Origin of the sequence: Mesorhizobium sp. M0715 (genome assembly GCF_040320355.1) — a bacterium.
GTDB lineage: Bacteria > Pseudomonadota > Alphaproteobacteria > Rhizobiales > Rhizobiaceae > Mesorhizobium.
Map to the genome: position 1 here is coordinate 1 of NZ_JAMYPL010000024.1, position 25,872 is coordinate 25,872.

Genomic DNA, 25,872 nt, shown 5'->3' on the forward strand with positions numbered 1-25,872 from the left:
GGGGGGGGGTGGCTCCCAGCGCACCCTGCACCCCGGACTACAAAAACAATTAATGCTCAATATTGCTGCCTTGTCTTCTCTGGTGTCCCTTCCCGCCGGCGGCCCGCGCCCCCCCGCCACCACTTTAGACCGGCTCCGGCTCCTCGAGAGCCTTCAAACGGGCGAGATTTGTGGCTGACCAGACTTCGACCGCGAACCAGTGGCCGGCAGATGCCGGCCCTTCCGATCTGATCTCTCCAGGCCGCAAACGGTTCGGCTGGGCGCTGATGGCCATTGCGACGCTCGGCCTGCTGGCGACGATCGTGCTGGAGATCCTCTACAAGGGCAGCGCCGATACGATCGGCTTCGAGACCTGGCGCCCCGTCGTCTATGCCTATGTTCTGTGGGGTGTGGCGATCGGCGTCGGCCAGGTGCTGACGCGCGGCGAGGATGGCCAACGTGCCCTGTTCCTGCTGCCGGCGCTGCTGTTCACCATCGCCATGGTGATCTTCCCGACGCTGTTCGGATTCTACATCGCGCTCACCGACTGGAACCTCAGCTCGTTCAGCGGCCGCAAGTTCAACGGGCTCGACAATTTCTGGCAGATGCTGGCCGATCCCTACTACCGCAACGCCCTGTTCAACATGGTGCTCTATGTGCTGGCGGTGGCGGTCGAATATGTCATCGCCTTTGGCCTGGCGCTGCTCCTCAACGCCCAGATCCGGGCGCGAAAATTCTTCCGCGTCGTCTTCCTGATGCCGCTGATGCTGTCGCCGGTCGCCGTGTCGTGGATGATCGGCAAGTCGCTGATGGAATACCGGTTCGGACCGGCCGCAACGCTGGCGCGCTATCTCGGCTGGGAAAACCCGGCCTTCTTCTCGGACCCGATCATCGCGCGCATATCGATCATGATACTGGATGCCTGGACCTTCATTCCGTTCATGATGATCATGCTGCTGGCCGGGCTGCAGGCGATGTCGCGCGAGGTGCTCGAAGCCGCACGCGTCGACGGCGCCAGTGCGTGGCAGACCTTCTGGCAGGTCACTTTTCCGCTGATGCTGCCGGTGTCGGTGACGGCGGTGATCCTGCGCATCATCTTCAAGCTGAAGCTTGCCGACATCATCATCACGGTGACGTCGGGCGGCCCGGGCGGCGCCACCGATTCCGTGTCGAGCTTCATCTACCGCGAATATCGCGACCGCTCGAATGTCGGCTACGGAACCATGCTGGCGATGGCCTATCTGGTGATCATCGTCGTGTTCGTCACGTGGCTGTTGAAATTTGCCAACCGTTTTGTCCGAAATGTGAATTGAGCTGAGATGAGCGTTCAGACCACCGAATATGTCGCCTCGGAGATCCGCTCGCCGGCGAGCTTCCTCGCCAGCCGCGTCTTCATCTATGGGGCGCTGGCCTTCTGGGCGTTCATCTGCCTGTTCCCGATCTACTGGACGATCACGACCTCATTCAAAACGGCGGTCGATGTCACGCAAGGCCATCTCATTCCCTTCGTCGACTTCCAGCCGGATTGGAAAGGCTGGCGCTCGCTTGGCCTGTCGCCGGACTCGATCTTCCAGACCTCGACGGTGCGCGAGGAATTCCTCAAGCGCTTCATGAATTCGGTGATTACCTCGGTCGGCGCGTCGAGCCTCGCCATCGTCATCGGCAGCCTCGCCGCCTACGGGCTCACCCGCTATCGCTATCATTTCGCCTGGTTCAAGAACGAGGACATCTCGTTCTTCTTCCTGTCGCAGCTGATCCTGCCGCCGGTGGTGCTCGCACTGCCCTTCCTGGTGCTCTACCGCGAGGTCGGCCTGCTCGACACGCGCATCGGGCTGATCCTGCTCTACACGCTGATGGTGCTGCCGATCGTCGTATGGATCATGCGCGACCAGTTCAACTCGATTCCCGTCGAACTCGAGGAAGCAGCGCTCGTCGACGGGCTGTCGATATGGGGCGCCTTCTTCCGCATCGTCATGCCGATCGCCTTGCCGGGTATGGTCGCCGCCTTCATCCTGGCGATGGTGCTGTGCTGGAACGAGTATTTCTTCGCCGCCCTTTTGACCTCGACCGACGCCAAGACCATCCCGGTCATGGTGGCAAGCCAGACCGGCTCGCAAGGCATCAACTGGTGGTCGATGGCGGCGCTCGCCACGGCGGCCATCGCGCCTCTCGCCGTCATCGGCATCGCGTTGGAGCGCTATCTGATCATGGGCATGACCGCGGGAGCGGTGAAGTAGCAGCGAGCAGCGCCAGGCTCATCACTTCGTCATCCTAGGGCGGAGCAAGGAGCGAAGCGACGCGGCGCAGACCCTAGGATCCATGCCGTGACATCGGCGCTCCGCCACGGAAAAAAAATTTTTGACGCGAGGAAAGGCCGCTGCGAACCGCTTCTATCCTGCGCCGCAGCGTTCGTTGGCTGCGGTCACGGCATGGATCCTAGGGTCTCCGCGACGTCGCTTCGCTCCTGCTTCGCCCTAGGATGACGAACTACCAAAGCCGCCCGACAATCTCGTAGCTAGCTCCTCAGAATCATCCGCAGGTGATCGAGGATCATAGCCACACCCTTCTGCCCAAGCTCAGCCGAAGCATCCTTGGCGCTCGCCGTATACCAGCTCTTGTTGTCGTCGAAGTGACCGGCGTCCACCGCCTCCGGGCATAGCGCCAGCATCAGCGATGTCTCGCCGATGCCGGCATGGTCGAACGGGTACTTGCCGTTCATGTCAGCCGGCATCAGCGGATGAACCTGTACCCAGTTGAAGAAATTTTCACCCGCGGCGTGCCCGGAATAGTAGTCGGCCATCGCCTGCGACCCCCACCAGCCCTCGCCGCGTTCCTTTTCGAGAAAGCGGAAGATCGCCTGGCGACCGGCGGTCTTGAACGCCAGATCGGTCGGCATGCCGGCGGCGAAATTCTCGGTCTGGTGGTGGATGATGGCGTGGATGTTGCGAAAGCCGATGCGCAGCAGGCTGTAGAACAGTTCCTCGCCAAACGGCGCCAGCGCAGCGCCGCCGACCTGCACTGAGCCGCTGCCTTCCGGCGGCGCCACCGCGTAGCTCGCCGCACCGTAGTAGAACGGCGGCAGGATGACGACGTCCCTCTCCTTCTCGAACAGCTCCAGCGTCTTGACGACGGCCAGCGTGTCCATGCCGACCGCCATGTGCTCGCCATGGTATTCGAGCACGCCGAGCGGCAGAGCGACCGGCCAATTCTCGGCGATCGCCCTGCGGATCTGGTGTGGCAGCATCAGTTCGTAGCGCATGATCTATTCCATGTTGGTGTGGCGGGCGCGCATTGCTTCAGGCGACGCGCCAATCAATTCCCTGAGCTTCAGCACCATCACCTCGAACAGCAGGAACAGTGCGCCTTCGAACACCGAGCCCATCGGCAGGACCGATGTTTTTTGCGCCCCCTGATCGTTGGCCATGGTCTGCGCGGGAATGAGCAGGGTGAAGTCGGCAAGCCTTGCCGCGCTGGCTTCGGCCTGGGCGGTCAACAGGAGATTGGTTGCACCTGCTTGGCGCGCGACCTGCATCAAGGTCAGCACGGTCGAGGTCTCTCCCGGCCCGGAACTGACCAGGAAGACATCGCCCTGCCCCAGTGGCGGTGTGTTCATGTCGCCGACCACGGAAACCGGCAGGCCCAAATGGTAGAGCCGCATGGCAAAACCCTTGACCTGCAAGGCCTCGCGGCCGCAGCCATAGACGACGATCTGGCGGGCGCCGGCCAGCATTTTGCAGGCGGCGTCGATCCGGCTTTCGTCGATGCGTGCCAGCACGCCGCCGAGTTCCTCAAGTGCGGTGTCGAACAGGCTTTTGCTCTTGTCGCTCACCGCGATCCTGCCATCAAAAATCACCCCTGGGATTTGCCGCCCTTGCTGCTACGAACAGCTTGATTTCGTTCATGCTAGCAACCGCGAAAATGCGTGTCCAACGCGCAGCGATGCTTTTGCCGGACCACAGGCATGATAGTGTCATGTCAGACAAATCAAACGAGGCAAACGGCAGCATATGAAGACACGGCATTTCGACCGCATCGGCAATGGCGGCATCACTTTCACCGAGCTCGGCTTCGGCACGGCGCCGCTCGGCAACCTCTACCGTGCCGTCTCGGACGAGGACGCCAACGCCACGCTGGAGGCCGCCTGGGCGACCGGCTGCCGCTACTACGACACCGCGCCGCTCTATGGGCTCGGCCTCTCGGAAACGCGGCTCAACCCGTTCCTGCGCGGCAAGAAGCGCGACGACTATGTGCTGTCGAGCAAGGTCGGCCGCATCATGCGTGCCTGCCCGCCCGAAGAGCGCACCGGCATCGGCAAATTCTTCGACACGCCGTCGCGCCGCGAGGTGTACGACTACAGCTATGACGGTGTCATGCGCTCATTCGAAGCCTCGCTTGAGCGCCTCGGCGTCGACCGGATCGACATCCTCTTCGTGCACGATGTCGACATCTTCACCCATGGCAGCAAGGAGGCCTCCGACCGGCGCATCGAGGAGTTCATGCGCTCGGGCTATTACGGCTTGCTGTCGCTGCGCGACCAGGGCGTGATCAAGGCGTTCGGTGGCGGCATCAATGAGTGGCAGGTCGCGCAGACGCTGGCCGAGCGCGGGGACTTCGACCTGTTCCTGCTGGCCGGGCGCTATACGCTCTTGGAACAGGAGGCGCTGACGTCCTTCCTGCCGCTCTGCCAGGCACGCGGCATCGGCATCGTTCTCGGCGGCCCCTACAACTCCGGCATCCTGGCGACCGGACCGAAGCCCGGCGCCTACTACAACTACTCCGAAGCGCCGAAGGACATCCTCGACCGCGTCGCCGGCATCGAGAGCGTCTGCAAGCGTCATGGTGTCAGGCTGATCGAGGCCGCCCTGCAATTCCCGCTGCTGCATCCTTCAGTCGTTTCGGTGATCCCCGGTGGGCAGCGGCCGAGCGAAGTCGAGAGCAATCGCTCGCTGCTCGATGCGAAACTGCCCGCAGCCCTTTGGGCCGATCTCAAGAAGGAAGGCCTTATGCGCCCTGAAGCGCCGACCGCATAGCCGGCCGCCGTCGCGTCAGCGTCTGGCACAAAAATGAAAAGCCGGGCAAGCCCGGCTTTTCTGGTCTCTGAAAAGAAAAAACGCTTAGTTGACTGCGTCCTTGAGGCCTTTGCCGGCCGAGAACTTCGGCACGGTACGCGCCGGGATCTTCACTTCGGCGCCGGTCTGAGGATTGCGGCCGGTCGAGGCGGCACGCTTTGACACGGTGAAATTGCCAAAGCCGACAAGCCGGACATCGCCGCCCTTCTTCAGTTCGCCGGTGATGGTGGAAAATACCGCATCGACCGCCGACTGCGCGTCACCCTTCGAAATGCTCGCGGCGTCGGCGACAGCGGACACCAGTTCGTTCTTGTTCATAAAATTCCCTTCCATGAGAACACCGGAACTATCGACTCATCCGGCAGGAAACGGACTTTAGAAAGAAGCGCTCCCGCAACCAAGTCGAAAAGGCAGGAAAAAAGCGGAAAAAGCCCGGAAATGCTGGGTTTTTCACATGAAAAAGCCGGGCTCGAGGCCCGGCTCTCTGTTTGTGCGCTGCAACCTTGACGAAAACCAATGCATGGCCCTGAAAACCGTAGCCGGTTATCGGCAGGGGCCATGCACAAGTCTGAGCGTTAGAGCGTCCTTTGTGCGTCCAGATGGACGCCCGGAGCTCTAATGCGCCAGGGACTTTCCAGCGTCGTCGGCACTGTCTGTCGCGGCCGGCGGATTGACCGGTTCGACCCATTCGATCGGCTCCGGCATACGCACCAGCGCGTGCCGCAACACCTCGCCGACACGTGAGACCGGAATGATCTCCATGCCGTTCTTCACATTGTCCGGAATCTCCGCCAGGTCCTTGGCATTGTCTTCCGGGATCAGCACCTTCTTGATGCCGCCGCGCAGTGCGGCGAGCAGCTTCTCCTTGAGCCCGCCGATCGGCAGGATGCGGCCGCGAAGCGTTATCTCGCCGGTCATCGCCACATCCGCCCGGACCGGAATACCCGTCAGTACCGACACAATGGCTGTCGCCATGGCAGCACCTGCCGACGGGCCGTCCTTCGGCGTGGCGCCTTCCGGCAAGTGCACGTGGATGTCGCGCTTGTCGAACAGCGGCGGCTCGATGCCGAAATCGACGGCGCGCGAGCGGACATAGGAGGCCGCCGCCGAAATCGATTCCTTCATCACGTCGCGCAGGTTGCCGGTCACCGTCATGCGGCCTTTGCCGGGCATCATGACGCCTTCGACCGTCAGCAGTTCGCCGCCGACTTCCGTCCAGGCAAGACCTGTGACGACACCGACCTGATCGTCAGCCTCGACCTGGCCGAAGCGGTAGCGCTGCACACCAAGGTAATCGGAGAGGTTCTCCGCCGTGATGCTCACCGTCTTCTTCTTCGTCTTCAGGATTTCGGTCACCGCCTTGCGCCCGAGCTTCATCAGCTCGCGCTCCAGGCTCCTGACGCCCGCTTCACGGGTGTAGGTCTGGACGATGGCGCGGATCGCGTCCTCACCGACGGAAAACTCCTTCGGCTGCAGCGCATGATCGCGGATCACCTTCGGCATCAGGTGCCGCTTGGCGATCTCGATCTTCTCGTCCTCGGTGTAGCCGGCGATACGGATGATCTCCATGCGGTCCATCAAGGGCGCCGGGATGTTCAGCGTGTTCGCCGTCGTCACGAACATGACGCTCGACAGATCGTATTCGACCTCGAGGTAATGGTCCATGAACGTCGAGTTCTGTTCCGGATCGAGGACCTCGAGCAACGCCGATGACGGATCGCCACGGAAGTCCTGGCCCATCTTGTCGATCTCGTCGAGCAGGAAGAGCGGGTTGGACTTCTTGGCCTTCTTCATCGACTGGATGACCTTGCCGGGCATCGAGCCGATATAGGTGCGCCGGTGACCACGGATCTCGGCCTCGTCACGCACGCCGCCAAGCGCCATGCGGATGAATTCGCGACCGGTCGCCTTGGCGATCGACTTGCCGAGCGAGGTCTTGCCGACGCCGGGAGGGCCGACGAGGCACAGGATCGGCCCCTTCAGCTTCTTCTGGCGGCTTTGCACGGCGAGATACTCGACAATGCGCTCCTTGACCTTGTCGAGGCCGAAATGATCGGTGTCGAGCACGTTCTGCGCAAAAGCCAAGTCCTGCTTGACCTTGGAGTTCTTGCCCCACGGAATCGACAGGATCCAGTCGAGATAGTTGCGCACGACGGTCGATTCAGCCGACATCGGCGACATCGTCCGGAGCTTCTTCAACTCGGCTTCCGCCTTTTCGCGGGCCTCCTTGGAGAGCTTGGTCTTCTTGATGCGCGCCTCGATCTCGGCGGCCTCGTCGCGGCCGTCCTCACCTTCGCCGAGTTCCTTCTGGATCGCCTTCATCTGCTCGTTGAGGTAGTATTCGCGCTGCGTCTTCTCCATCTGGCGCTTGACGCGCGAGCGGATGCGCTTCTCCACCTGCAGGACGGAGATTTCGGCTTCCATGAAGCCCATAGCCTTTTCCAGCCGCTCCTTGACCGAGAGCGTGGCCAGCATTTCCTGCTTCTCAGGGATCTTGATGGCGAGATGCGAGGCAACCGTGTCGGCGAGCTTGGAATAGTCGTCGATCTGGCTGGCAGCACCCACCACTTCGGGCGAGATCTTCTTGTTCAGCTTGACGTAGTTCTCGAAGTCGGTGACGACCGAACGCGCCAGCGCCTCAACCTCGACCTCTTCCTCTTCCGGCTCGACCAGCGCCGCGGCGCGGGCCTCGTGGAAGTCGGGACGGTCGGTGAACGAGACGATTTTCGCACGCGAAGCGCCTTCGACCAGAACCTTGACGGTGCCGTCGGGCAGCTTGAGCAATTGCAGCACATTGGCGAGCGTGCCGATGTCGAAGATGGCATCGGGCTCGGGATCGTCGTCGGCGGCATTCATCTGGGTGGCAAGCAGGATCTGCTTTTCCTGACCCATCACCTCTTCCAGCGCCTTGATCGACTTCTCACGCCCGACGAAGAGCGGCACGATCATGTGCGGGAACACCACGATGTCGCGCAGTGGGAGAACTGCGAAGACGCCGTCGCTGGGTGCCTTGGATACTTTGGCCATTGTCCAACCTTTCATGTCGCGGCTGCCAATCAGCCAACCGCGAATCTTATATTAACGACCGGGGATCGTTCCGCCTACCACCGTTTGTGACGGGAGTTTTACAGCACAGAAATCGGGCACCTCGGCCTTCTCCAGTTAGTTGGATGCACGACCCCCAAAGATCAAGGGGCGCGTCCAAATCCGCACTTCCAACCCGTCCGCGAGTGACACATTTGCGACGCCAAGCCGTACGCCGCGCAAAACCCCTGCGCGACAGCAAAACGGCGCCTTGCGGCGCCGTTCCAGAATTTCGCTGCGGGCTCATGTCAGGCGCTGACATTGCCCTTCTTTTCCTTCTGCTCGGAGTAGATGTAGAGCGGCCGGGCACTGCCGGTCACCACCTCCTCCGAAATCACCACTTCGCGCACGCCTTCGAGCGCGGGAAGCTCGAACATCGTGTCGAGCAGGATCGCCTCCATGATCGAACGCAGGCCGCGCGCGCCGGTCTTGCGCTCGATGGCGCGCTTGGCGATCGCCGAAAGAGCGTTCTCGTGGAAGGTCAGGTCGACATTCTCCATCTCGAACAGCCGCTGATACTGCTTGACCAGCGCGTTCTTCGGCTCGGTCAGGATCTGGATCAGCGCCGGTTCGTCGAGGTCTTCCAGCGTCGCCAGAACCGGCAGACGGCCGACAAATTCGGGGATAAGACCGAACTTCAACAGATCCTCGGGCTCGACCAGGCGGAAGACATCGCCAGTGCGGCGATCCTCCGGCGAAGCGACGACCGCGCCGAAGCCGATCGAGGTCTTCCGGCCGCGATCCGAGATGATCTTGTCCAGCCCGGCGAAGGCGCCGCCGCAGATGAACAGGATGTTGGCCGTATCGACCTGCAGAAACTCCTGCTGCGGGTGCTTCCTGCCGCCTTGCGGCGGCACCGAGGCGACGGTGCCTTCCATGATCTTCAGAAGCGCCTGCTGCACGCCCTCGCCCGACACGTCGCGGGTGATCGAGGGATTGTCCGACTTGCGCGAAATCTTGTCGATCTCGTCGATGTAGACGATGCCGCGCTGGGCCCGCTCGACATTGTAGTCGGCCGATTGCAACAGCTTCAGGATGATGTTCTCGACGTCCTCGCCGACATAGCCGGCTTCGGTCAGCGTCGTCGCATCAGCCATGGTGAAGGGCACGTCGATGATGCGGGCCAGCGTCTGCGCGAGCAGCGTCTTGCCGCAACCGGTCGGGCCGATCAAAAGGATGTTGGACTTTGCCAGTTCGACATCGTTGTTCTTGCCGGCATGCGCGAGGCGCTTGTAGTGGTTGTGGACCGCCACCGACAGCACGCGCTTGGCATAGGGCTGACCGATGACATAATCGTCGAGAACCTTGAGGATCTCCTGCGGTGTCGGCACGCCTTCGCGCGACTTCACCATCGAGGTCTTGTTCTCCTCACGGATGATGTCCATGCAGAGTTCGACGCACTCGTCGCAGATGAAGACCGTCGGACCGGCGATCAGCTTGCGCACTTCGTGCTGGCTTTTGCCGCAAAACGAGCAGTAAAGCGTGTTCTTGGAATCGCCGCTGTTGTTGCCGACCTTGCTCATTTTCATGTCCTTTCATGGCCGCCCGCCGATGGTCTGGCTGAAAGGGCGCATACTCTATCTATCGCGGGAATCCGCCGCCGCCAGTGTGTTCCGGCTCCCGCAACGCATTCCGTACGAAACACAAATCAGAAAACGTGGCAATGATTCGCGACAACCCCGCATAAAGCTAAGCCGCCGAAACTCAACATAGCCTTAACGTAGGCAATCCTGTCCCCCGAGGGAACAGCCAATTGTGGCCGAAATGCCGCAAGACACACCAAAAGCGCGTGATGCCGCCATCCAACTGCCAATAAGCCCTTATGCCACAGCGCCTTCAGGCGGCTCGCGCGACGAAATGACCTTGTCGATGAGGCCGAAATCCCTGGCTTCGTCAGCGGTCATGAAATGGTCGCGGTCGAGCGTCTTCTCGATCTCTTCGTAGCTCTTGCCGGTGTGCTTGACGTAGACCTCGTTGAGGCGACGCTTCAGCTTGATGATATCCAGGGCATGGCGCTCGATGTCGGACGCCTGGCCCTGGAAGCCGCCGGAAGGCTGGTGAACCATGATGCGGGCGTTCGGCGTGGCAAAGCGCATATCCTTGTGGCCGGCGGTCAACAGCAGCGAACCCATCGAAGCCGCCTGGCCGATGCAGAGCGTCGACACGGCCGGCTTGATGAACTGCATGGTGTCGTAGATCGCCATGCCGGAGGTGACGACGCCGCCCGGCGAATTGATGTAGAGGTTGATTTCCTTCTTCGGATTCTCGGCTTCGAGGAACAAAAGCTGCGCGCAGACCAGCGTCGCCATGCCGTCCTCGACCGGACCGGTGATGAAAATGATGCGCTCCTTGAGGAGACGCGAGAAAATGTCGTAGGCCCGCTCGCCGCGATTGGTCTGTTCGACCACCATCGGAACGAGGTTCATGTAGGTTTCGACGGGGTTCTTCATCAGTTGTCTCTTATCTCGCGGTGGGATTCCGGCGCCGGGAATGCTGGCGGATCGGGCAGAATCGGTTCTGGATCGTTATTCCGTAAATAGGATGCCGGCTCATCCTTGTGCAAGGCCGACCCCTCCTAGCCATCTGGGTAAGTCGAATCAAGCTTTCTGACCAAGGATTCGCGGCGGCGGATGCTTCCGCGGGTCCGGAGCCGCATGGCCGGCCGCGCAAGGTAGCAGTTTCTTAACCGCGTCACTTAACGAAATGCGCCGAAACCGCTTTTCTCCGAAACGGCTTCCTCTACAATTCAACGTTGAACTTATGCGTAGAGTTCAACAGGGGGAGTGTCATGCCCGGGAAAACCGCATGCTTCACCATCGCCGGGCTGACCATGCTCGGCACGATTTCGCAGACGGCGGCCGGCGGCCGCGCCGTCGAATGTTATGAACCGGTCCGCAGTCCGGCCGTCTACGACACGGTCTATGAAGACGTGATGATCAGTCCGCCCGGCCAGCAGGTCGACTATATCGCCCCTATCTATGGCACGCGCGAGCGCGTCGTGATGACCGTTCCGGCGCAAGTGACCTACCAGATCGTGCCGGCCGTCACCCGCACCGTCTACCGCACGGTCCGGGTCGATGGCGGCGGCTACTCCTGGGAATGGCGCGTCATCCATGGCCGCAAGGTGCTGTGCAAGGTATGGCACAAGGCGCGCTACGAACGTGTTGCCAAAACCGTGGTGATCCAGCCCGAACGCACGCGGCGCGTGGTCATCCCCGCACAGTACGACAGGATCGCCCAGGAGGTGCTGGTGCAGCCCGAGCAAAGGCGCGTCATCGATGTTCCCGCCTCCTACCAGACCATCGCGCGCCGCGTGCTGGTTCGCGAAGGTTCATCGGGCTGGCGGCGGGTGCATATTCCCAGGCATTGCCAGGATTAGCGAGCATAGCGTAACCTGCGTCGCAGCGGATCTCCGTAGGGCTGAGGGCATGCGCGACCTGGAAATTTCCAATCAGGAATTGTCAGACCTTGCCGAAGAAGCCTTGGCGCTTGCCAAAGGTTACTGGGCCTCCCTCGAGGAACGTCGGACGTATCCCACGACCAGCGGCAAACAGACGACCGAACTGTTCTCGCGGCCTTGGCAGGAGAGCGGCCGCGGACGGGAAGTCTTGCAGGATTTCAAGTCGATCGCGGAGCATGTGCGGCCTTCAACCGGCAGATTCTTCGGTTATGTCGTCGGCTCCGGCGAACCGGTCGGCGCGCTGGGGGAGCTGCTGGCTGCGGTGCTCAATCAGAATGTGACGTCGTGGCGGTCGGCTCCGGCTGCGACATCGATCGAACGCGCCGTGATCGGGTGGTTGGCGGAGGCTGTCGGTTGCCCCGGATTTACAGGCAGCCTGTGCGGCGGCGGCTCGACGGCGAACCTCATGGCCCTGGCGATGGCGCGGGAAGCGAAGCTACCAGCCAACGAAACAGGCGTGCGGCCCTGCGTGATCTATGCTTCCGAGCAAGTGCACATGTCCATTCCAAAGGCCGTCGCGCTGTTGGGGATCGGTAGAAAAAATCTCCGTTTGATCCCTGTCGACGACAAATTCAGGATGCGGACGGATGCCCTCCAGGCGGCTATCACCGTCGACCGCGAGGCCGGAAACATGCCCATCGCCATCGTGGCCACGGTCGGCACCATCATCTCCGGTGCGATCGATCCCCTTCCCGAGATTGCAGACATCGCCCGGAGGGAGGCGCTGTGGATGCACGTCGACGGTGCCTACGGAGGGCTGGCGGCTCTTGCGGCGCCGGAAAAGTTCCAAGGGTTGTCTTCGGCGGATTCGCTGTCACTGGATGCGCACAAATGGCTCTATCAGCCACTCGATTGCGGCTGCCTGCTCTATCGTCACCCGGACATTGCGCGAAAGACTTTTTCGCACAGCGACGACTACGTCAGGATACTGAGCGATGACCCTACGGAAGCATTTGCGTTCTTTGAGGAGTCGATCGAACTCTCTCGACGCTTCCGTGCGCTGAAGCTCTGGATGTCGCTGCAGTATCACGGACGCCGTGCCTATCGCGAAGCCATCGCCCGCGATCTCAACCATGCCCAGATGTTGGCGCAGGCAATCGCGTCGCAGCCGGAGTTGGAACAGCTTGCACCCGTATCGCTAAGCGCAGTCTGTTTCCGCCACCGCTCAAAGAACAATGAAGCGATCCTGCGCCGCGTGATCGCGCGCGGCCGGGTGTATCTGTCGAATGCGACGATCAACGGCCATTTCGCGCTGCGCGCGTGTTTCGTCAATCACCGAACGACCCCAGATGACGTGCAGGCGATTGTGTCCGAAGTCATTGCCGCCGCAGACGAAATCAATCGCTGAGTGAGTCTTCAACCTGGCGGCGTTCAGGCCACTTCCGCCCGCAGCCATGTCTTCAGGCCGGCGATGTCGCCGTCGCCCACCGCGGCCGCAACGCGCCGGCCGACCGCAGCGCCGAATTTGTAGCCATGGCCGGAGCAGGCCGAGACGATCAGGCATTTTCCTCGCTCGTGAGCGAAGAACTTCTCATCTTCGGTGAAGGTGTAGGCGCAGGTGACCACCTCGGTCACCCTGTATTCCTCGATGCGCGCGATCGGCGGCGAAAACAGGTTGCGGATCGCCTCGCCCTCGCCCGCCACCGGCTGACGGTTCCAATCGGCGTCGCTGGTCGGCACCCTGTGCAGCCCGGACCCGAATTTCATGCCGGCGCCGCCGGAGGGCGGGATCACATAGCCGTCGATCGCGCCGCCGACATCGAGGACAACCGGTGCCACCCGCCAGGCGGCCTTGAGGTCGGCCGGCGGTTCGACATAGGCGAGTGCGGTTCGATAGGTCTTCAGCTCGCCGTCCAGTTCCGGAAACAGTTTCAGCACCCAGGCGCCGGCGGCGACAACGATACGGTCGGCCTGCATCGTCTCGCCGCTTTCGAGCACGATGTGGCCGGCTTCGGCGTCGACTTCGATGACCTTGCTGTTTTCGTAGACATTGGCGCCGTTGGCGCGCAGCCAGTTTGCCATGCCGGAGGCTATCTTGCGGCAATGCAGGGCGCCGCCTTCGGTCGAGAAATAGGCGTAGCGAAACGAGCCGGCTTCGAGAAACGGCCAGCGTTTCACTGCTGCATCGGGCTCCAGCAATTCGAACGGAAAATTGCCTTCTTCCAGGCCCTCGCGATATTCCTCGGCCTCGTCGCCCGGTTCGCGCGAAACGCAGACAAATCCGCGCGCATCAAGATGGCTTTCGCCGAGATCGGCCCACATCTCGTCCCAGGCCTGGTAGGCTTCGGTGATCAGCCGGCCATAGCCGGTCCCCGCGCGGTAAGCGCGGCGGATGATGCGATGATGGTCGCCCGACGCGGCCATCGGGTTTGGGATCGGCCCTTGCTCGACGATCGAAACGCTGTGGCCGGCCTTGACCAGCGACCACGCCGTGGAGAGACCGGCAATGCCCGCGCCGACAACGATCACATTCATCAAATCAGACTTTCCGCAGCCGGTCGGCTGGCTCCGTATTCGATTGCGGGCGCCAACATACGGTCTGGAACCAGGCTGGCAAGCCGCGCTATTGGTCTGGCATGAGCAAATTGACGCCACCCGCCCTGGTCTTTGATCCAGCCACTCGACGCCTGCGGCTCGACCCGCACGAGCCGGCCTTTTTTCAAAACCCTTATGATGCCTATGCTTTCCTGCATGGCGTATCGAATGCATTCTTCTGGGAAGAATTCGGCTTCTGGTGCTTTGGCGGCTTCGACGACGTCAACCGGCTGCTGCGCGACCGCCGCTTCGGCCGCCAGAACCCGGCCGGCATTCCAGACAGCCGCGGCATTGGACAGGACCGCAGCCATCTCAGGGCCTTCGACGAGCTCGAAGCCAATTCGATGCTGGAACTGGAGCCGCCGGTGCACACGCGTCTGAGAACACTGGTCAACCGCGCCTTCGTCTCGCGCCAGGTCGAAAGGCTGCGGCCGCGTGTCGAGGCCTTGGCCAACGACCTGATCGACCGTTTCGAACCAGGCAAGACGGTCGACCTGTTGCCTGCTTTCGCGGCGCCCTTGCCGATCACCATCATTGCCGAAATGCTCGGCGTGCCGGTCGAAATGGGGCCGCAACTGCTCGACTGGTCGCACCAGATGGTTGCCATGTATATGCATGGCCGCACCCGCGAAATCGAAGAGACGGCCAACCGCGCCGCGCGCGAATTTGCGGATTTCCTCCGTGGCTACGTCACCGAACGACGCAGGAATCCCGGCGACGACCTTTTGTCGCTGCTGATCTCGGCGCAGGAGGATGGCCAAAAGCTGTCGGAGGACGAGATGGTGTCCTCGGCGATCCTGCTGCTCAATGCCGGCCATGAAGCGACCGTGCACCAGACCGGCAATGCCGTCCGCTCGATCCTTGCGCAAGGGGGCGATGTCAGCCGCTTCTTCGGCTCGCCCGAGACGACCGCGGCAACGGTCGAGGAATGCCTGCGGTTCGACGCGCCGCTGCACATGTTCACGCGCTACGCCTATCAGGAGATCGAAGTCTCGCCCGGCATCGTCGTGCAGCCGGGGCAGACGATCGGGCTGCTGCTTGGCATGGCCAATCATGACCCGCGCGCCTTCGCCGATCCCCTCGCTTTCCGGCCCGACCGTGCCGACCAGAAGAACGTCTCCTTCGGCGCCGGTATCCATTTCTGCATCGGCGCGCCGCTCGCCCGGCTCGAATTGCAGGTGTCGCTGAAAACCTTGTTCGAACGGCATCCGAAGCTGCATCTTGCCGAAAGCCCAAGCTTCCGCGACACTTACCACTTCCATGGGCTGGAAACGCTCGCCGTCGGCTTTTGACGATCGCGAACCTGGGGCTGCCTCAGCCAGTTTCCGGCAAAATAGGACGGCGACGCTTTGCCTGACATGACCGAGTTGAAATTCGCCTTCCTGGAAGAGCCGCCATTCTGCTTCACCGGCGCACCGGGCGAGGTCTCAGGCTGTGACGTCGAGCTTGCGCGCAGGCTCGGTGACATGCTCGGATTGGCGAGCTTTAAGCCGATCGAAACCGAATTCGCTGAGCTGCTGCCTGGGTTGGTCGAGGGCCGTTGGACCATGACGACCGGCCTGTTCTTCTCCGAAGAGCGCAGGCAGCTTGTCGACTTCACACGGCCGATATGGGCGTTGCAGGACGGGTTGCTGGTCGCGGTGGACAATCCGTGCGGCTTTCGCGGCTACCAATCCATTGCCGAGGACGGAACAGCGTTGATTGGTGTCATAAACGATCAGGTTCAGCACCTTACGGCGCTGCACAACGGAATTGCGCCTGGGCAGATCAGGATGTTTGCAACGCAGGCGGATGCGGCGGACGCAGTGGCCAACGGCGTCGTGCACGCCGATGCCAGCGTCGCCATGGCGCATCGAGGCTATCTGACCCGGCGGCCCGAAATGCGGCTTGGACTTGTCGAGGTTCCCTCGATTGAAAAGCAGCCGTCGGCCGGTGCCTTCGCGATCGCCAAAGGCAATTCAGCCCTGCTCCGGCGCATCGATGCTTGCCTCGATGAATTGGTGGGCAGCGACTGGCACCGACAGATGATGGCGCGATACGGATTCTCGGACAGCGATATCGATCGCATCGTTTGATCCGCACATCTGTTGTTGTTCGACCATGATCTTTACCCGAAAACCGGCCTCCACTTTTCGGGATCATGGTCTACAGCTTGATCACATATTCCTTGCGAGTCGTTTCAAGCACTTCCCAGCTGCCTTTGAAGCCGGGCCTCAGCACGAAGCTGTCGCCGGCCCGAACGGTGCGCGCTTGCCCACCGTCCTCCGCGATCACCGAAACGCCGGACAGGATGTGGCAAAACTCCCACTCGTCATAGACGATGCGCCATTTGCCCGGGGTCGATTCCCAGATGCCGGCGTAGAGGCCGCCGTCGCGCTCCTCGACATTCCAGGTGCGGAATTTGGGATCGCCCGAGATCAGCCGGTCCGGCGCCGGCGCGCCAGATTCAGGCTCGACGGCGTCAGTCGCTATTGTCAGGTAATGCGCGGACAAGAACTTGCCTCCATGAAAGAGCCGGCTTCGCGTCGGCTCACCCCCACCCCGGCGCTGCGCGCCGACCCTCCCCACAAGGAGGAGGGTAAAAAAGATCAGACCTTGGCAAGCGCCTGTTCGAGGTCGGCGACGATGTCGTTGACGTCCTCGATGCCGATCGAAAGCCGCACCGTGTCCGGTCCTGCGCCGGCCTTGACCTTCTGCTCGTCGGAAAGCTGGCGGTGCGTGGTCGAGGCCGGGTGGATGACCAGCGACTTGGTGTCGCCGACATTGGCCAGGTGCGAGAACAGTTCGAGCGCCTCGACGAATTTGACGCCGGCGTCATAGCCGCCCTTGAGAGCGAAGGTGAACACGGCGCCGGCGCCAAGTGGTGAGTATTTCTTCTGCAGGGCGTTGTTCTTGTCGCTGGGCAGGCCGGGATAGTTCACCGAGGCAACCTTGGGGTGGTTGGACAGCCAGGCAGCAACCGTCACGGCGTTGTCGCAGTGGCGCTGCATGCGCAGCGGCAAGGTTTCCAGGCCGGTCAGGATGAGGAAGGCATTGAACGGCGAGATCGCCGGGCCGAGATCGCGCAGGCCGAGCACACGCGCGGCAATGGCGAAAGCGAAATTGCCGAAGGTTTCGTGCAGGACGAGGCCGCCATATTCGGGGCGCGGTTCCGACAGCATCGGATATTTGCCCGACTTCGACCAATCGAAGGTGCCGCCATCGACGATGGCGCCGCCGATCGAATTGCCGTGACCGCCGATGAATTTGGTCAGCGAATGGACGACGATGTCGGCACCATGCTCGATCGGCCGGATCAGGTAGGGCGAGGCCAGCGTGTTGTCGACGATCAACGGCAGGCCGTGCTTGCGTGCGATGTCGCCGATCTTCTCGATATCGACGAAGGTGCCGCCCGGATTGGCCAGGCTCTCGATGAAGAGAGCCTTGGTCCTGTCGTCGATCTGGCTTTCGAAGGTCGAGATGTCGTTGGTGTCGGCCCAGCGCACCTCCCAGCCGTAATTCTTGAAGGCATGGCCGAACTGGTTGATCGAACCGCCATAGAGCTTGTTGGCGGCAACAAAATTGTCGCCAGGCTGCATCAGATTGTGGAACACGATCACCTGCGCGGCATGGCCGGAGGCGACCGCAAGAGCCGCCGTGCCGCCTTCGAGGGCCGCCATGCGCTCTTCCAGCACCGCCTGGGTGGGGTTCATGATGCGGGTATAGATGTTGCCGAAAGCCTTCAGTCCGAACAGTGAGGCGGCATGGTCGGCATCGTCGAAGACGAAGGAGGTCGTCTGGTAGATCGGCGTGGCGCGAGCGCCGGTCGCCGGGTCGGGCTTGGCGCCGGCATGGACGGCGAGCGTGTTGAAACCTGGCGTGCGGGTCACTGAAAACCTCCCTGAAAAACCTTCTGAAATTCGCCGGGCATTCTTGGCGAAGCCCGGCCTCGAATGCAAAGAAGAAAATACCCTTCCGTGCAGGACCTTCTATCAAGCGGCAGGAAAATACGGCGTTTGCCGGAATAATTTTGCGCTTTCGCCCCTCGCCTATTTCTGGCGGACGCCAAAACTCTGGAAGCCAGAGCGCATCAGCGGCTTCTTCGACGACAGCACGCCGGAATTGACGCCGGTCCAGCCGATCTCGCCGGACAGCTTGCCATATTCGATTTTGGGGCAGCGGTTCATCACCACCTTGATGCCCGCGGCCTCGGCGCGCGCGGCTGCCTCGTCATGGCGCACGCCAAGCTGCATCCAGATGACTTTCGGCAGGGGATCGAGCCGCAACACCTCGTCGACGATGCCGGGCACTGCCGCCGGCGCGCGAAAAATGTCGACCATGTCGACCGGCTCCGGAATATCGGCGAGCCTGGCATAGGTCATCCGACCGAGTATCTCCTTGCCGGCCTGGCCGGGATTGATCGGGAACACCGAAAAGCCCTTGGCCAGCAGATATTTCAGCACGAAATAGCTTGGCCGCACATCATTGGCGGACGCGCCGACCATGGCGACGGTCTTCACCGAATTGAGGATGCCGGCGATGTAGGTGTTGTCGTAACTATCGTGGATCATGCCTCGTCCTCATACAACGCCTCGTCGAGAAAGCCATCCGGGTCATTGCTAAAATCGCGCAGCATGCGGAAGTGGTCCGTGTCGCGAAAGTCGGCGGGTTCCAGCCCGAACCGGCTGATGCGGAACAGCCGCGCGCCGGGACAGGCCATCAGCAGCGGCGAATGCGTCGCCATGATCACTTGCGCGGTGCCCGACTGGTCCATGCGCCGCAGCATCTTGAGCAGTTCGATCTGGCGCGTCGGGGACAGTGCGCTCTCGGGTTCATCGAGGATGTAGATGCCTTGCCTGCGGCAGCGCTCCTCGAAAAATCGGATAAAGCCCTCGCCATGCGACCAGGACAGGAAGTCCGGCGGCGCCCCGCCAGACTCCAGCGCTGCCTGATCGAGATAGCGGGCCACGGAGTAGAAGGATTCGGCACGAAAGAACCAGCCGGCGGTGACTTTCGGCAGCCAGTGACCGCGGAATGTGTTGGCCAATGCAGCACCACTCTTGTCGATGGCGCTGGAATGGTCCACCGGCCGATAGCCCTTGCCGCCGCCGGCCTCATCATAGCCGGCCAACGCGCCGATCGCCTCGAGCAGCGTCGATTTGCCGGTGCCGTTCTCGCCGACAATGATGGTGATCGGCGTGGTGAATTCGAGCTCGAACTCATGGCCGCGAAACAGCGGCAGGTTCCAGGGATATTTTTCCCAATCCTCGACCCGCGCGGGATCAAGCAGGATACGCTTGAGGTAGGGAGCTTTGAGCCGCGTCAGCTGCTTGCGATGGGCCATCAGCCGGGGAGCGAAATCGTACCGTCTTCCGCGATCGGAAAGGCCGGATTGTGCGCCACTTCCCAGACATGCCCGTCGGCGTCGGCGAAATAGCCGTACCAGCCGCCCCAGAAGGCGCGGCCGGCCGGCTTGACGATGCGGCCGCCGGCTTTTTGCGCCCTGGCGAGCACGTCGTCGACTTCGGCGTCGGAGCGGGTGTTGTAGGCGAGGTAGACCGCCGATGGCGCCGCGGCGAAGGCAATGCCGGAATCCTCTTCTGCGCTGGCACGTGGGAACAGGCCAAGAATGACGCCGCCCATCTGGAAGAAGGCGACACCGTCGGTGATACCGGCATGCCGCTTCAAGCCCATCGCCTCGTAGAAGCGCACCGCACGGTCGAGATCGTCGGTAGCAATGGTGATGATGGAGATACGCGGTTCCATGGTGCTGCTCCTATTCGTCCGTCCATTCCGGCTTGCGCTTGCCGATGAAGGCACCGATGCCTTCCTCGGCGTCGCGCGCAAGCATGTTTTCGACCATGATCCGGCCCGTATAGGCATAGGCGTCCGCCAGGCCCGTCTCGGCCTGCGCGTAAAAAGCCTCCTTGCCGGTCTTGACCACCAAAGATGATTTGGAAGCAATGGTTTGCGCGTATTTGGTGACGATCTGATTCAGGTATTCGCGCGGCACGACACGGTTGACCAGGCCGAATTCCTTGGCGGTCGCCGCATCGATCGTCTCTCCTGTCAGCAGCATCTCCATCGCATGCTTGCGCGAAACGTTGCGCGACAGCGCCACCATCGGCGTCGAACAGAACAGGCCGATGTTGACACCCGGCGTGCAGAAGGTCGCCTCATGTGAAGCGATCGCCAGATCGCAGCTGGCGACCAGTTGCAGCCCGGCGGCGGTGGCCAGGCCGTCAACCTCGGCGATCACAGGCACGGGATGGCGCACGATGGCCTGCATCAGCGTCGCACAAGCGGCAAACGTCTCTGCGAAGAAGGCCTTGCCATGATCGGCATCGGTGCGACGCGCCGTCATTTCCTTGAGATCATGGCCGGCGCAGAACACCTTGCCGGCTGCCGACAAAACGATCACGCGAACCGCCTTATCGGCCTTGGCGCGCTCGAGTTCGGCCGTCAGCGCCGCCATCACCGCCAGCGACAGGGCGTTGGCGGGCGGATTGGCGAGTGTGAGGCGCAGCACGCCCTTGTCCAGTCGTGCAACAACCGGACCCTCAACGGCGGCAGGCTTGATGGCAAGGATTTCGGCCATGGATAAGGTCTCCGCGATTCCGCTGGGGCTGCCAGAGTATCTAATACCGGATCAGGTTTCGTCCAACACCGATCGCTTGCACCAGGGGACGAAGATTGTCAGAAATGCCGCGCCGCGCCCATACAGGTAGGCCAAAAACGAGAGACCGACATGCCCGCCCAAACCAATTTGAAGCCGGTGCTGACCGCGCAACAAGTCAATGCGCTGCTGGAGACCGTCTATCCGCAGCTCAATGAGCAGTTCAAATATTTCGAGGCGATCGACGTGTTCCCCGGCGGCTGCACCGTGCGGCTCAACGCCGGCGAGCGGCACTTGCGTCCGGGCGGCACCGTATCCGGCCCTTCGCTGTTCACGCTGGCCGACATTGGCGGCTACGTCTGCGTGCTCAGCCATGCCGGGCCGGATGCGCTTTCCGTTACCGTCAACCTCGACATCAATTTCGTGCGCAAGGCCGAGGCCGGACCGATCGATGGCCATTGCCGCATCCTGAAGCTCGGAAAGAGCCTGATGGTGTTCGACATCGACATCGTCGCCGGCCCGGACCGGCACACTGTGGCGCACGCCACCGGCACCTATTCGATCCCGCCAAAGCGAAATGGCGATGTGGTAAAATAATACCTTTTAACTAAACTATTGTTTTTGCAGTACTTTACCTGCTATCGACCGTTTCGTGCACCTTGACGCCACAAACACCCTCGCCTATAAGCCCATCACGAAGCAGCGGCCCGCAAAGGCCGCCGTTTTGTTATTGGCGGCGGGCAGCGTCCTTCCGACAATCCAAGCAACAAGAAACGCCTTCCCTCGTGAAGGTCAGAACCGAGAGCAGAAAACATGACAACCTTTTCGCAGAAGCCTGCGGATGTGGTGAAGAAGTGGATCCTGATCGACGCCGAAGGTCTCGTCGTCGGTCGTCTGGCCACTGTCATCGCCAATCATCTTCGCGGCAAGCACAAGCCGACCTTCACCCCGCATGTCGACGACGGCGACAACGTCATCGTCATCAATGCCGACAAGGTGGTGTTCACCGGCAAGAAGTTCACCGACAAGGTCTATTACTGGCACACCGGCCACCCAGGCGGCATCAAGGAGCGCACCGCGCGCCAGCTGCTCGAGGGTCGTTTCCCCGAGCGTGTCGTCGAGAAGGCCGTTGAGCGCATGGTCCCGCGTGGCCCGCTCGGCCGTCGCCAGATGAAGAACCTGCGCGTCTATGCAGGTGCCGAGCATCCGCATGTCGCCCAGCAGCCCGTCGTGCTCGACGTGGCCAAGCTGAACGCCAAGAACAAGAAGGTCGCATAAGATGGCTGAGCTTTCCTCGCTCGCAGAACTGGGCGCCGCCACCGGCAACACCAATACCCAGCCGGCGGCCCCCGTCCACGTCCAGAAGCTCGACAAGTCGGGCCGCGCCTATGCCACCGGCAAGCGCAAGAACGCCATTGCGCGCGTCTGGGTGAAGCCGGGTTCCGGCAAGATCATCGTCAACGACAAGGAATTCGCGACCTATTTCGCGCGTCCGGTCCTGCAGATGATCCTCAACCAGCCGATCATCGCCTCCAACCGCGCCGGGCAGTACGACATCGTCGCGACCGTCGTCGGCGGCGGTCTCTCCGGCCAGGCTGGCGCCGTGCGTCACGGTATCTCCAAGGCGCTGACCTACTACGAGCCGACGCTGCGCGCCGTGCTCAAGAAGGGCGGCTTCCTGACCCGCGACAGCCGCGTCGTCGAGCGCAAGAAGTACGGCAAGGCGAAGGCCCGTCGTTCGTTCCAGTTCTCGAAGCGCTAAACGCTCCGCAGCTTCAGACCATCGAAAGGCCGCCTCCGGGCGGCCTTTTTGTTTGCGGCTCGGCAGTCACCCCATCCGCGCCTGCGGCGCGACCTCCCCTCGATGGGCAGGTCGGCGCGTAGTGCCGGGTGGGCTGATGGCGCCGTCACAAAACAGGTCAGGCCTTGCCGCCCTTGATATAGTCGATGAACGCCCGCAGCGGGGCCGGAACCAGGCGCCGGCCGGGATAATAGAGGAACGGTCCGGGAAAACTCGGCCACCACGGTTCGAGAATGGGCTCAAGCGCGCCGCTTTCGAAGTAAGGGCGAAGCCAGCCCTCGAAGAGGCCGATGATGCCGGTGCCCGCGATGGCCGTATCGACGGCAAGATCGGTCGCGCCGCCGATGCGCACGATCAGCGGCCCTGTCGGATCGACCCGCACCACCTCACCGTCGCGCTCGAACTCCCAGGGCAGCATCGCACCGCTGGCAAAGCGCCCGCGCACGCAAGAGTGGCCAAGCAGGTCGCTCGGGTGTTGCGGTCGCCCATGGCGAGCAAGATAGGCAGGGCTGGCGGCGGTGGCGAAGCGCTGCACGCGCGGTCCGATCGGCACCGCGATCATGTCCTGCTCCAGCCGCTCGTCATAGCGGATGCCGGCGTCACACCCGGCCGCCAGCACATCGACAAAGTTCTCATCGGCGATCACTTCCAGGCGGATGCCGGGATAGGCGGCGAGGAAACCCGGCACGATATCGGGCAAGATCAACCGCGCGGCGCTGACCGGCACATTGAGACGCAGCGAGCCCGCCGGCCTGTCGCGAAAGCCGTTCACCACGTCCAGCGCCGCCTCCACCTCCGACAGCGCAGGGCCAAGCCGCTCCAGCAGGCTGAGGCCCGCCTCGGTCGGGACAACGCTGCGCGTCGTGCGGTTGAACAGCCTGACACCGAGCTGCACTTCCAGGCGACGCACCGCCTCACTCAAGCCGGAGGCGCTGCCGCCGCTCGCACGCGCGCCATCGCGAAAACCGCCGGCGCGCGCCACCGCCACGAAGGCGTTCAGATCGCTGAGGTCCATCATTGTTCGCCATTCCGCACGGCCTGTGTGGATTGTACCGGATTATCACAAGGTTGGGCAGCGCCTATCTCTGCCTCCTCAAAGGAGATCAATCATGTCCAATATTCAACAGGCCGGCACCTTCACCCCCGCCACCTTCAAGCTTGGCAGCCATACCGTGAAGCGGCTCGGCTACGGCGCCATGCAACTCGCCGGACCCGGCGTGTTCGGGCCGCCCAAGGACCATGACGCGGCATTGGCCGTGCTGCGCGAGGCCGTTGCGCAAGGGATCGACCATATCGATACCAGCGACTTCTACGGTCCGCACGTCACCAACCTTTTGATCCGCGAAGCGCTGGCGCCCTACCCTGACGATCTCGTCATCGTCACCAAGATCGGCGCGCGGCGCGGCGCGGATGGATCGTGGTTGCCGGCCTTTTCTGCCGAAGCGCTGACCCAGGCGGTGCACGACAATCTCAGCAATCTCGGGCTCGAGGTGCTCGACGTCGTCAATTTGCGCATCATGTTCGATACCCATGGCCCCGCCGAGGGATCGATCGAAGCGCCGCTCACCGTGCTGGCCGAGCTTCAACAACAGGGCCTGGTCAGGCACATCGGGCTGAGCAACGTGACGCCGGCGCAGATCGCGCAAGGACGAGGGATCGCGGAAATCGTCTGCGTGCAGAACCAATATAATCTGGCGCATCGCGGCGATGATGCCCTGATCGACGATCTTGGCCGTGATGGCATCGCCTACGTGCCGTTCTTCCCGCTAGGCGGCTTCAACCCGCTGCAGTCTTCGACGCTGTCCGATGTAGCGCAGCGCCTCGGCGCCACACCGATGCAGGTCGCGCTCGCCTGGCTGCTCCGCCGCGCGCCCAACATCCTGCTAATCCCCGGCACATCGTCGGTCGGGCATTTGCGGGAAAACCTTGCTGCTGCCGAACTGGTGCCTTCAGACGATGTGCTGGGGGAGTTGGATGGGATGGCTAAGGCGGCTTGAGGCGCGGGACTTGCATGCAGCTATGGAAGCTAAGGCCGTCTTCGGACGGCCTTTTTAGGGCTCGGCAGTCCACCCGGCGCTTCGCGCCGACCTCCCCATCAAGGGGAGGTGGGGCGCCGCGCTTTACATCCAGACTACTGCCTGGTCGCGCAGACCCTCGGCGGATCGAAAATAGCCGCGACCTCCTACCTCCCCTCGATGGGGAGGTCGGCGCGTAGCGCCGGGTGGGGTGATGGCGCCGGCGTTCCCAAGGTGGGGTGACTGCGCCAGCATCGGATTGCTAATTGATACTCGCCGTATTCGCCGGCTCAACGGGCCGCGCCTCGTTCGCATAAGGCACGCGAAAACCATTCGCTGCCAGCCAGCCGATGGCCGCCTTCGGCTCGTCGCTCTGGATGATTGTGGCGCCGCGATCGGCCCAGAAGCCCCAGGCTTCGCGCGGCAGGCTGGCCTGTACGGCCAGTTCGTCACCGCGGCCGCCCGCCAGGAAGCCGCCCGGTTTGTTGGCGATGGCGTAGGTGTCGGCCCAGATGTGCCAGTTGCCCCTGACCGCGGCCGCGCGCATGCGCGTGCTGAACAGCGGTCCGCCGGTTTCGGTCAGCGTCTCGGCGCCAGCCCGCCAGTTGATCAGCTCGATCGCGCGCGGCGAAAAGGCATGGTCGACCGTCCGGGCGAAGCCGGCATCACGCACCGCGTCATCGGCGATGATCGGCATGAACTGGAAGCCGCCGCCGATAGCGGTCATTGCCGCCTTGACCGTGGTGATCCGGTTCTGGTTCCACAAATTCTCCTTGACGATGACCTGCTCGGCCATGCCGAGATCGCGAGCCACCGCGATCATGCCCGAGAGATCGCCGACGTCGAGCTTGTTGTCGAGGTTGATGAGGATCCTGTCCCTGGTCGCCATCAGCATCTCGCGCAACGTCGAGACCGTTTCATTGGTGACGGGGCCGGTGCCCTCGATCACCAGCCTGCAGGTCTTCAGTTCGGCCAGTGTGTATTTGACCACCTCGCCCTTGCAGGTCGTGGTGCGGTCGAGCCAGCTGTCATGCATGACGACGAACTCACCGCCCTTCGAGCGCCTGATGTCGACCTCGACGATTTCGGCGCCCATGGCGATCGAGCCTTCAACGGCGGCGATCGAATTTTCCGCATAGAGCGTCTTGCCCGCCTGCATGCTGCCGGCGCGATGCGCGGCCACCATGACGTGGTCGCGCCACTGGTTGGCATGCTCAAAGCGGTCGAGAATCTGCCTGGCGCGGGTTTCGCCGGCCAAGGCCTGGCCAGAAGCGGCCGCTAGTGCCGAGGAAAACAGGAGGCTCAGCCAGATGGTCCGCATCGAGAATCGCTCC

At 62.4% G+C, this 25,872-nt stretch carries 26 protein-coding genes; 11 read left to right on the plus strand and 15 right to left on the minus strand.

What is annotated here, in order from left to right; all coding sequences use genetic code 11:
- Window positions 1-170: 170 nt before the first annotated feature.
- Both NKI21_RS24640 and NKI21_RS24645 read left to right on the plus strand, forming a co-directional pair.
- Window positions 171-1,292, plus strand: a complete 1,122-nt coding sequence (locus tag NKI21_RS24640; RefSeq protein WP_352442568.1) for a carbohydrate ABC transporter permease — start codon at window positions 171-173, stop codon at window positions 1,290-1,292.
- A gap of 6 nt (window positions 1,293-1,298) precedes the next feature.
- Window positions 1,299-2,216, plus strand: a complete 918-nt coding sequence (locus tag NKI21_RS24645; protein WP_352442567.1) for a carbohydrate ABC transporter permease — start codon at window positions 1,299-1,301, stop codon at window positions 2,214-2,216.
- A gap of 278 nt (window positions 2,217-2,494) precedes the next feature.
- On the opposite strand, the gene NKI21_RS24650 is transcribed toward NKI21_RS24645, so the two are convergent.
- Both NKI21_RS24650 and NKI21_RS24655 read right to left on the minus strand, forming a co-directional pair.
- Window positions 2,495-3,238 carry a creatininase family protein gene (locus NKI21_RS24650; RefSeq protein WP_352442566.1) on the minus strand — a complete coding sequence of 248 codons (744 nt, stop codon included), beginning with the start codon at window positions 3,236-3,238 and terminating at the stop codon, window positions 2,495-2,497.
- Between the two features lie 3 nt (window positions 3,239-3,241).
- A complete protein-coding gene (locus NKI21_RS24655; protein WP_352442565.1) occupies window positions 3,242-3,808 on the minus strand; it encodes an SIS domain-containing protein in 567 nt (188 codons plus the stop codon).
- Window positions 3,809-3,986: 178 nt separating this feature from the next.
- On the opposite strand from NKI21_RS24655, the gene NKI21_RS24660 reads away from it, so the two are divergent.
- Window positions 3,987-5,009, plus strand: coding sequence for an aldo/keto reductase (locus NKI21_RS24660; protein ID WP_352442564.1), 1,023 nt, complete (start codon window positions 3,987-3,989; stop codon window positions 5,007-5,009).
- Window positions 5,010-5,093: 84 nt separating this feature from the next.
- Here the strand turns inward: NKI21_RS24660 and hupB are convergent, their stop codons facing one another.
- The 4 genes from hupB to NKI21_RS24680 form a co-directional block, all read right to left on the minus strand.
- The gene (gene hupB, locus NKI21_RS24665; RefSeq protein ID WP_023810287.1) at window positions 5,094-5,366 is read right to left on the minus strand and encodes a DNA-binding protein HupB; all 273 of its coding nucleotides are present in this window, start codon (window positions 5,364-5,366) and stop codon (window positions 5,094-5,096) included.
- A gap of 297 nt (window positions 5,367-5,663) precedes the next feature.
- The gene (gene lon / locus NKI21_RS24670) at window positions 5,664-8,075 is read right to left on the minus strand and encodes an endopeptidase La (protein WP_023810286.1); all 2,412 of its coding nucleotides are present in this window, start codon (window positions 8,073-8,075) and stop codon (window positions 5,664-5,666) included.
- 305 nt (window positions 8,076-8,380) lie between these two features.
- On the minus strand, window positions 8,381-9,655 hold the full coding sequence (clpX, locus tag NKI21_RS24675) for an ATP-dependent Clp protease ATP-binding subunit ClpX (protein WP_013532190.1): 1,275 nt from the start codon (window positions 9,653-9,655) through the stop codon (window positions 8,381-8,383).
- A 297-nt stretch (window positions 9,656-9,952) separates the two neighbouring features.
- Window positions 9,953-10,582: an ATP-dependent Clp protease proteolytic subunit gene (locus NKI21_RS24680; RefSeq protein WP_023810285.1), complete on the minus strand. Its 630-nt coding sequence runs from the start codon at window positions 10,580-10,582 to the stop codon at window positions 9,953-9,955.
- 338 nt (window positions 10,583-10,920) lie between these two features.
- On the opposite strand from NKI21_RS24680, the gene NKI21_RS24685 reads away from it, so the two are divergent.
- Both NKI21_RS24685 and NKI21_RS24690 read left to right on the plus strand, forming a co-directional pair.
- Window positions 10,921-11,511, plus strand: coding sequence for a hypothetical protein (locus NKI21_RS24685; RefSeq protein ID WP_023810284.1), 591 nt, complete (start codon window positions 10,921-10,923; stop codon window positions 11,509-11,511).
- Window positions 11,512-11,560: 49 nt separating this feature from the next.
- Window positions 11,561-12,940, plus strand: coding sequence for a pyridoxal phosphate-dependent decarboxylase family protein (locus NKI21_RS24690; RefSeq protein ID WP_023810283.1), 1,380 nt, complete (start codon window positions 11,561-11,563; stop codon window positions 12,938-12,940).
- 23 nt (window positions 12,941-12,963) lie between these two features.
- Here NKI21_RS24690 and NKI21_RS24695 read toward each other — a convergent pair whose 3' ends face one another.
- Window positions 12,964-14,067: an NAD(P)/FAD-dependent oxidoreductase gene (locus NKI21_RS24695; protein WP_128305447.1), complete on the minus strand. Its 1,104-nt coding sequence runs from the start codon at window positions 14,065-14,067 to the stop codon at window positions 12,964-12,966.
- Window positions 14,068-14,168: 101 nt separating this feature from the next.
- On the opposite strand from NKI21_RS24695, the gene NKI21_RS24700 reads away from it, so the two are divergent.
- Both NKI21_RS24700 and NKI21_RS24705 read left to right on the plus strand, forming a co-directional pair.
- The gene (locus tag NKI21_RS24700) at window positions 14,169-15,419 is read left to right on the plus strand and encodes a cytochrome P450 (RefSeq protein WP_352677834.1); all 1,251 of its coding nucleotides are present in this window, start codon (window positions 14,169-14,171) and stop codon (window positions 15,417-15,419) included.
- Window positions 15,420-15,485: 66 nt separating this feature from the next.
- Entirely contained in the window at window positions 15,486-16,202 is a 717-nt protein-coding gene (locus NKI21_RS24705) for a transporter substrate-binding domain-containing protein (protein WP_031212921.1), read from the plus strand.
- 70 nt (window positions 16,203-16,272) lie between these two features.
- Here the strand turns inward: NKI21_RS24705 and NKI21_RS24710 are convergent, their stop codons facing one another.
- The 6 genes from NKI21_RS24710 to NKI21_RS24735 form a co-directional block, all read right to left on the minus strand.
- Complete coding sequence (locus tag NKI21_RS24710) at window positions 16,273-16,620, minus strand: cupin domain-containing protein (RefSeq protein WP_023810280.1); 348 nt, start codon at window positions 16,618-16,620, stop codon at window positions 16,273-16,275.
- A 95-nt stretch (window positions 16,621-16,715) separates the two neighbouring features.
- Window positions 16,716-17,996 carry an O-acetylhomoserine aminocarboxypropyltransferase gene (locus tag NKI21_RS24715; protein WP_023810279.1) on the minus strand — a complete coding sequence of 427 codons (1,281 nt, stop codon included), beginning with the start codon at window positions 17,994-17,996 and terminating at the stop codon, window positions 16,716-16,718.
- Between the two features lie 159 nt (window positions 17,997-18,155).
- Window positions 18,156-18,677, minus strand: a complete 522-nt coding sequence (locus tag NKI21_RS24720; RefSeq protein WP_023810278.1) for a CoA-binding protein — start codon at window positions 18,675-18,677, stop codon at window positions 18,156-18,158.
- Window positions 18,674-19,450, minus strand: coding sequence for an AAA family ATPase (locus tag NKI21_RS24725; RefSeq protein ID WP_352632498.1), 777 nt, complete (start codon window positions 19,448-19,450; stop codon window positions 18,674-18,676). The genes NKI21_RS24720 and NKI21_RS24725 overlap by 4 nt, the downstream gene beginning before the upstream one ends.
- On the minus strand, window positions 19,450-19,872 hold the full coding sequence (locus tag NKI21_RS24730) for a VOC family protein (protein WP_023810276.1): 423 nt from the start codon (window positions 19,870-19,872) through the stop codon (window positions 19,450-19,452). The genes NKI21_RS24725 and NKI21_RS24730 overlap by 1 nt, the downstream gene beginning before the upstream one ends.
- 10 nt (window positions 19,873-19,882) lie before the next feature.
- Window positions 19,883-20,704 carry an enoyl-CoA hydratase gene (locus NKI21_RS24735; RefSeq protein ID WP_352867726.1) on the minus strand — a complete coding sequence of 274 codons (822 nt, stop codon included), beginning with the start codon at window positions 20,702-20,704 and terminating at the stop codon, window positions 19,883-19,885.
- 150 nt (window positions 20,705-20,854) lie between these two features.
- On the opposite strand from NKI21_RS24735, the gene NKI21_RS24740 reads away from it, so the two are divergent.
- The 3 genes from NKI21_RS24740 (at window position 20,855) to rpsI (ending at window position 22,484) form a co-directional block, all read left to right on the plus strand.
- Window positions 20,855-21,319 (plus strand): PaaI family thioesterase, encoded by a 465-nt coding sequence (locus NKI21_RS24740; RefSeq protein WP_023810273.1) that lies wholly within the window; start codon window positions 20,855-20,857, stop codon window positions 21,317-21,319.
- A 216-nt stretch (window positions 21,320-21,535) separates the two neighbouring features.
- A complete protein-coding gene (gene rplM / locus NKI21_RS24745; protein ID WP_013532205.1) occupies window positions 21,536-22,000 on the plus strand; it encodes a 50S ribosomal protein L13 in 465 nt (154 codons plus the stop codon).
- A 1-nt stretch (window position 22,001) separates the two neighbouring features.
- Window positions 22,002-22,484, plus strand: a complete 483-nt coding sequence (gene rpsI, locus NKI21_RS24750; protein ID WP_023810272.1) for a 30S ribosomal protein S9 — start codon at window positions 22,002-22,004, stop codon at window positions 22,482-22,484.
- Window positions 22,485-22,641: 157 nt separating this feature from the next.
- Here the strand turns inward: rpsI and NKI21_RS24755 are convergent, their stop codons facing one another.
- On the minus strand, window positions 22,642-23,541 hold the full coding sequence (locus NKI21_RS24755; protein ID WP_023810271.1) for a LysR family transcriptional regulator: 900 nt from the start codon (window positions 23,539-23,541) through the stop codon (window positions 22,642-22,644).
- A gap of 91 nt (window positions 23,542-23,632) precedes the next feature.
- On the opposite strand from NKI21_RS24755, the gene NKI21_RS24760 reads away from it, so the two are divergent.
- The gene (locus tag NKI21_RS24760) at window positions 23,633-24,520 is read left to right on the plus strand and encodes an aldo/keto reductase family oxidoreductase (RefSeq protein WP_352867730.1); all 888 of its coding nucleotides are present in this window, start codon (window positions 23,633-23,635) and stop codon (window positions 24,518-24,520) included.
- Window positions 24,521-24,800: 280 nt separating this feature from the next.
- On the opposite strand, the gene NKI21_RS24765 is transcribed toward NKI21_RS24760, so the two are convergent.
- Window positions 24,801-25,859, minus strand: a complete 1,059-nt coding sequence (locus tag NKI21_RS24765) for a glycerophosphodiester phosphodiesterase family protein (RefSeq protein WP_352867733.1) — start codon at window positions 25,857-25,859, stop codon at window positions 24,801-24,803.
- Between the last annotated feature and the right edge of the window lie 13 nt (window positions 25,860-25,872).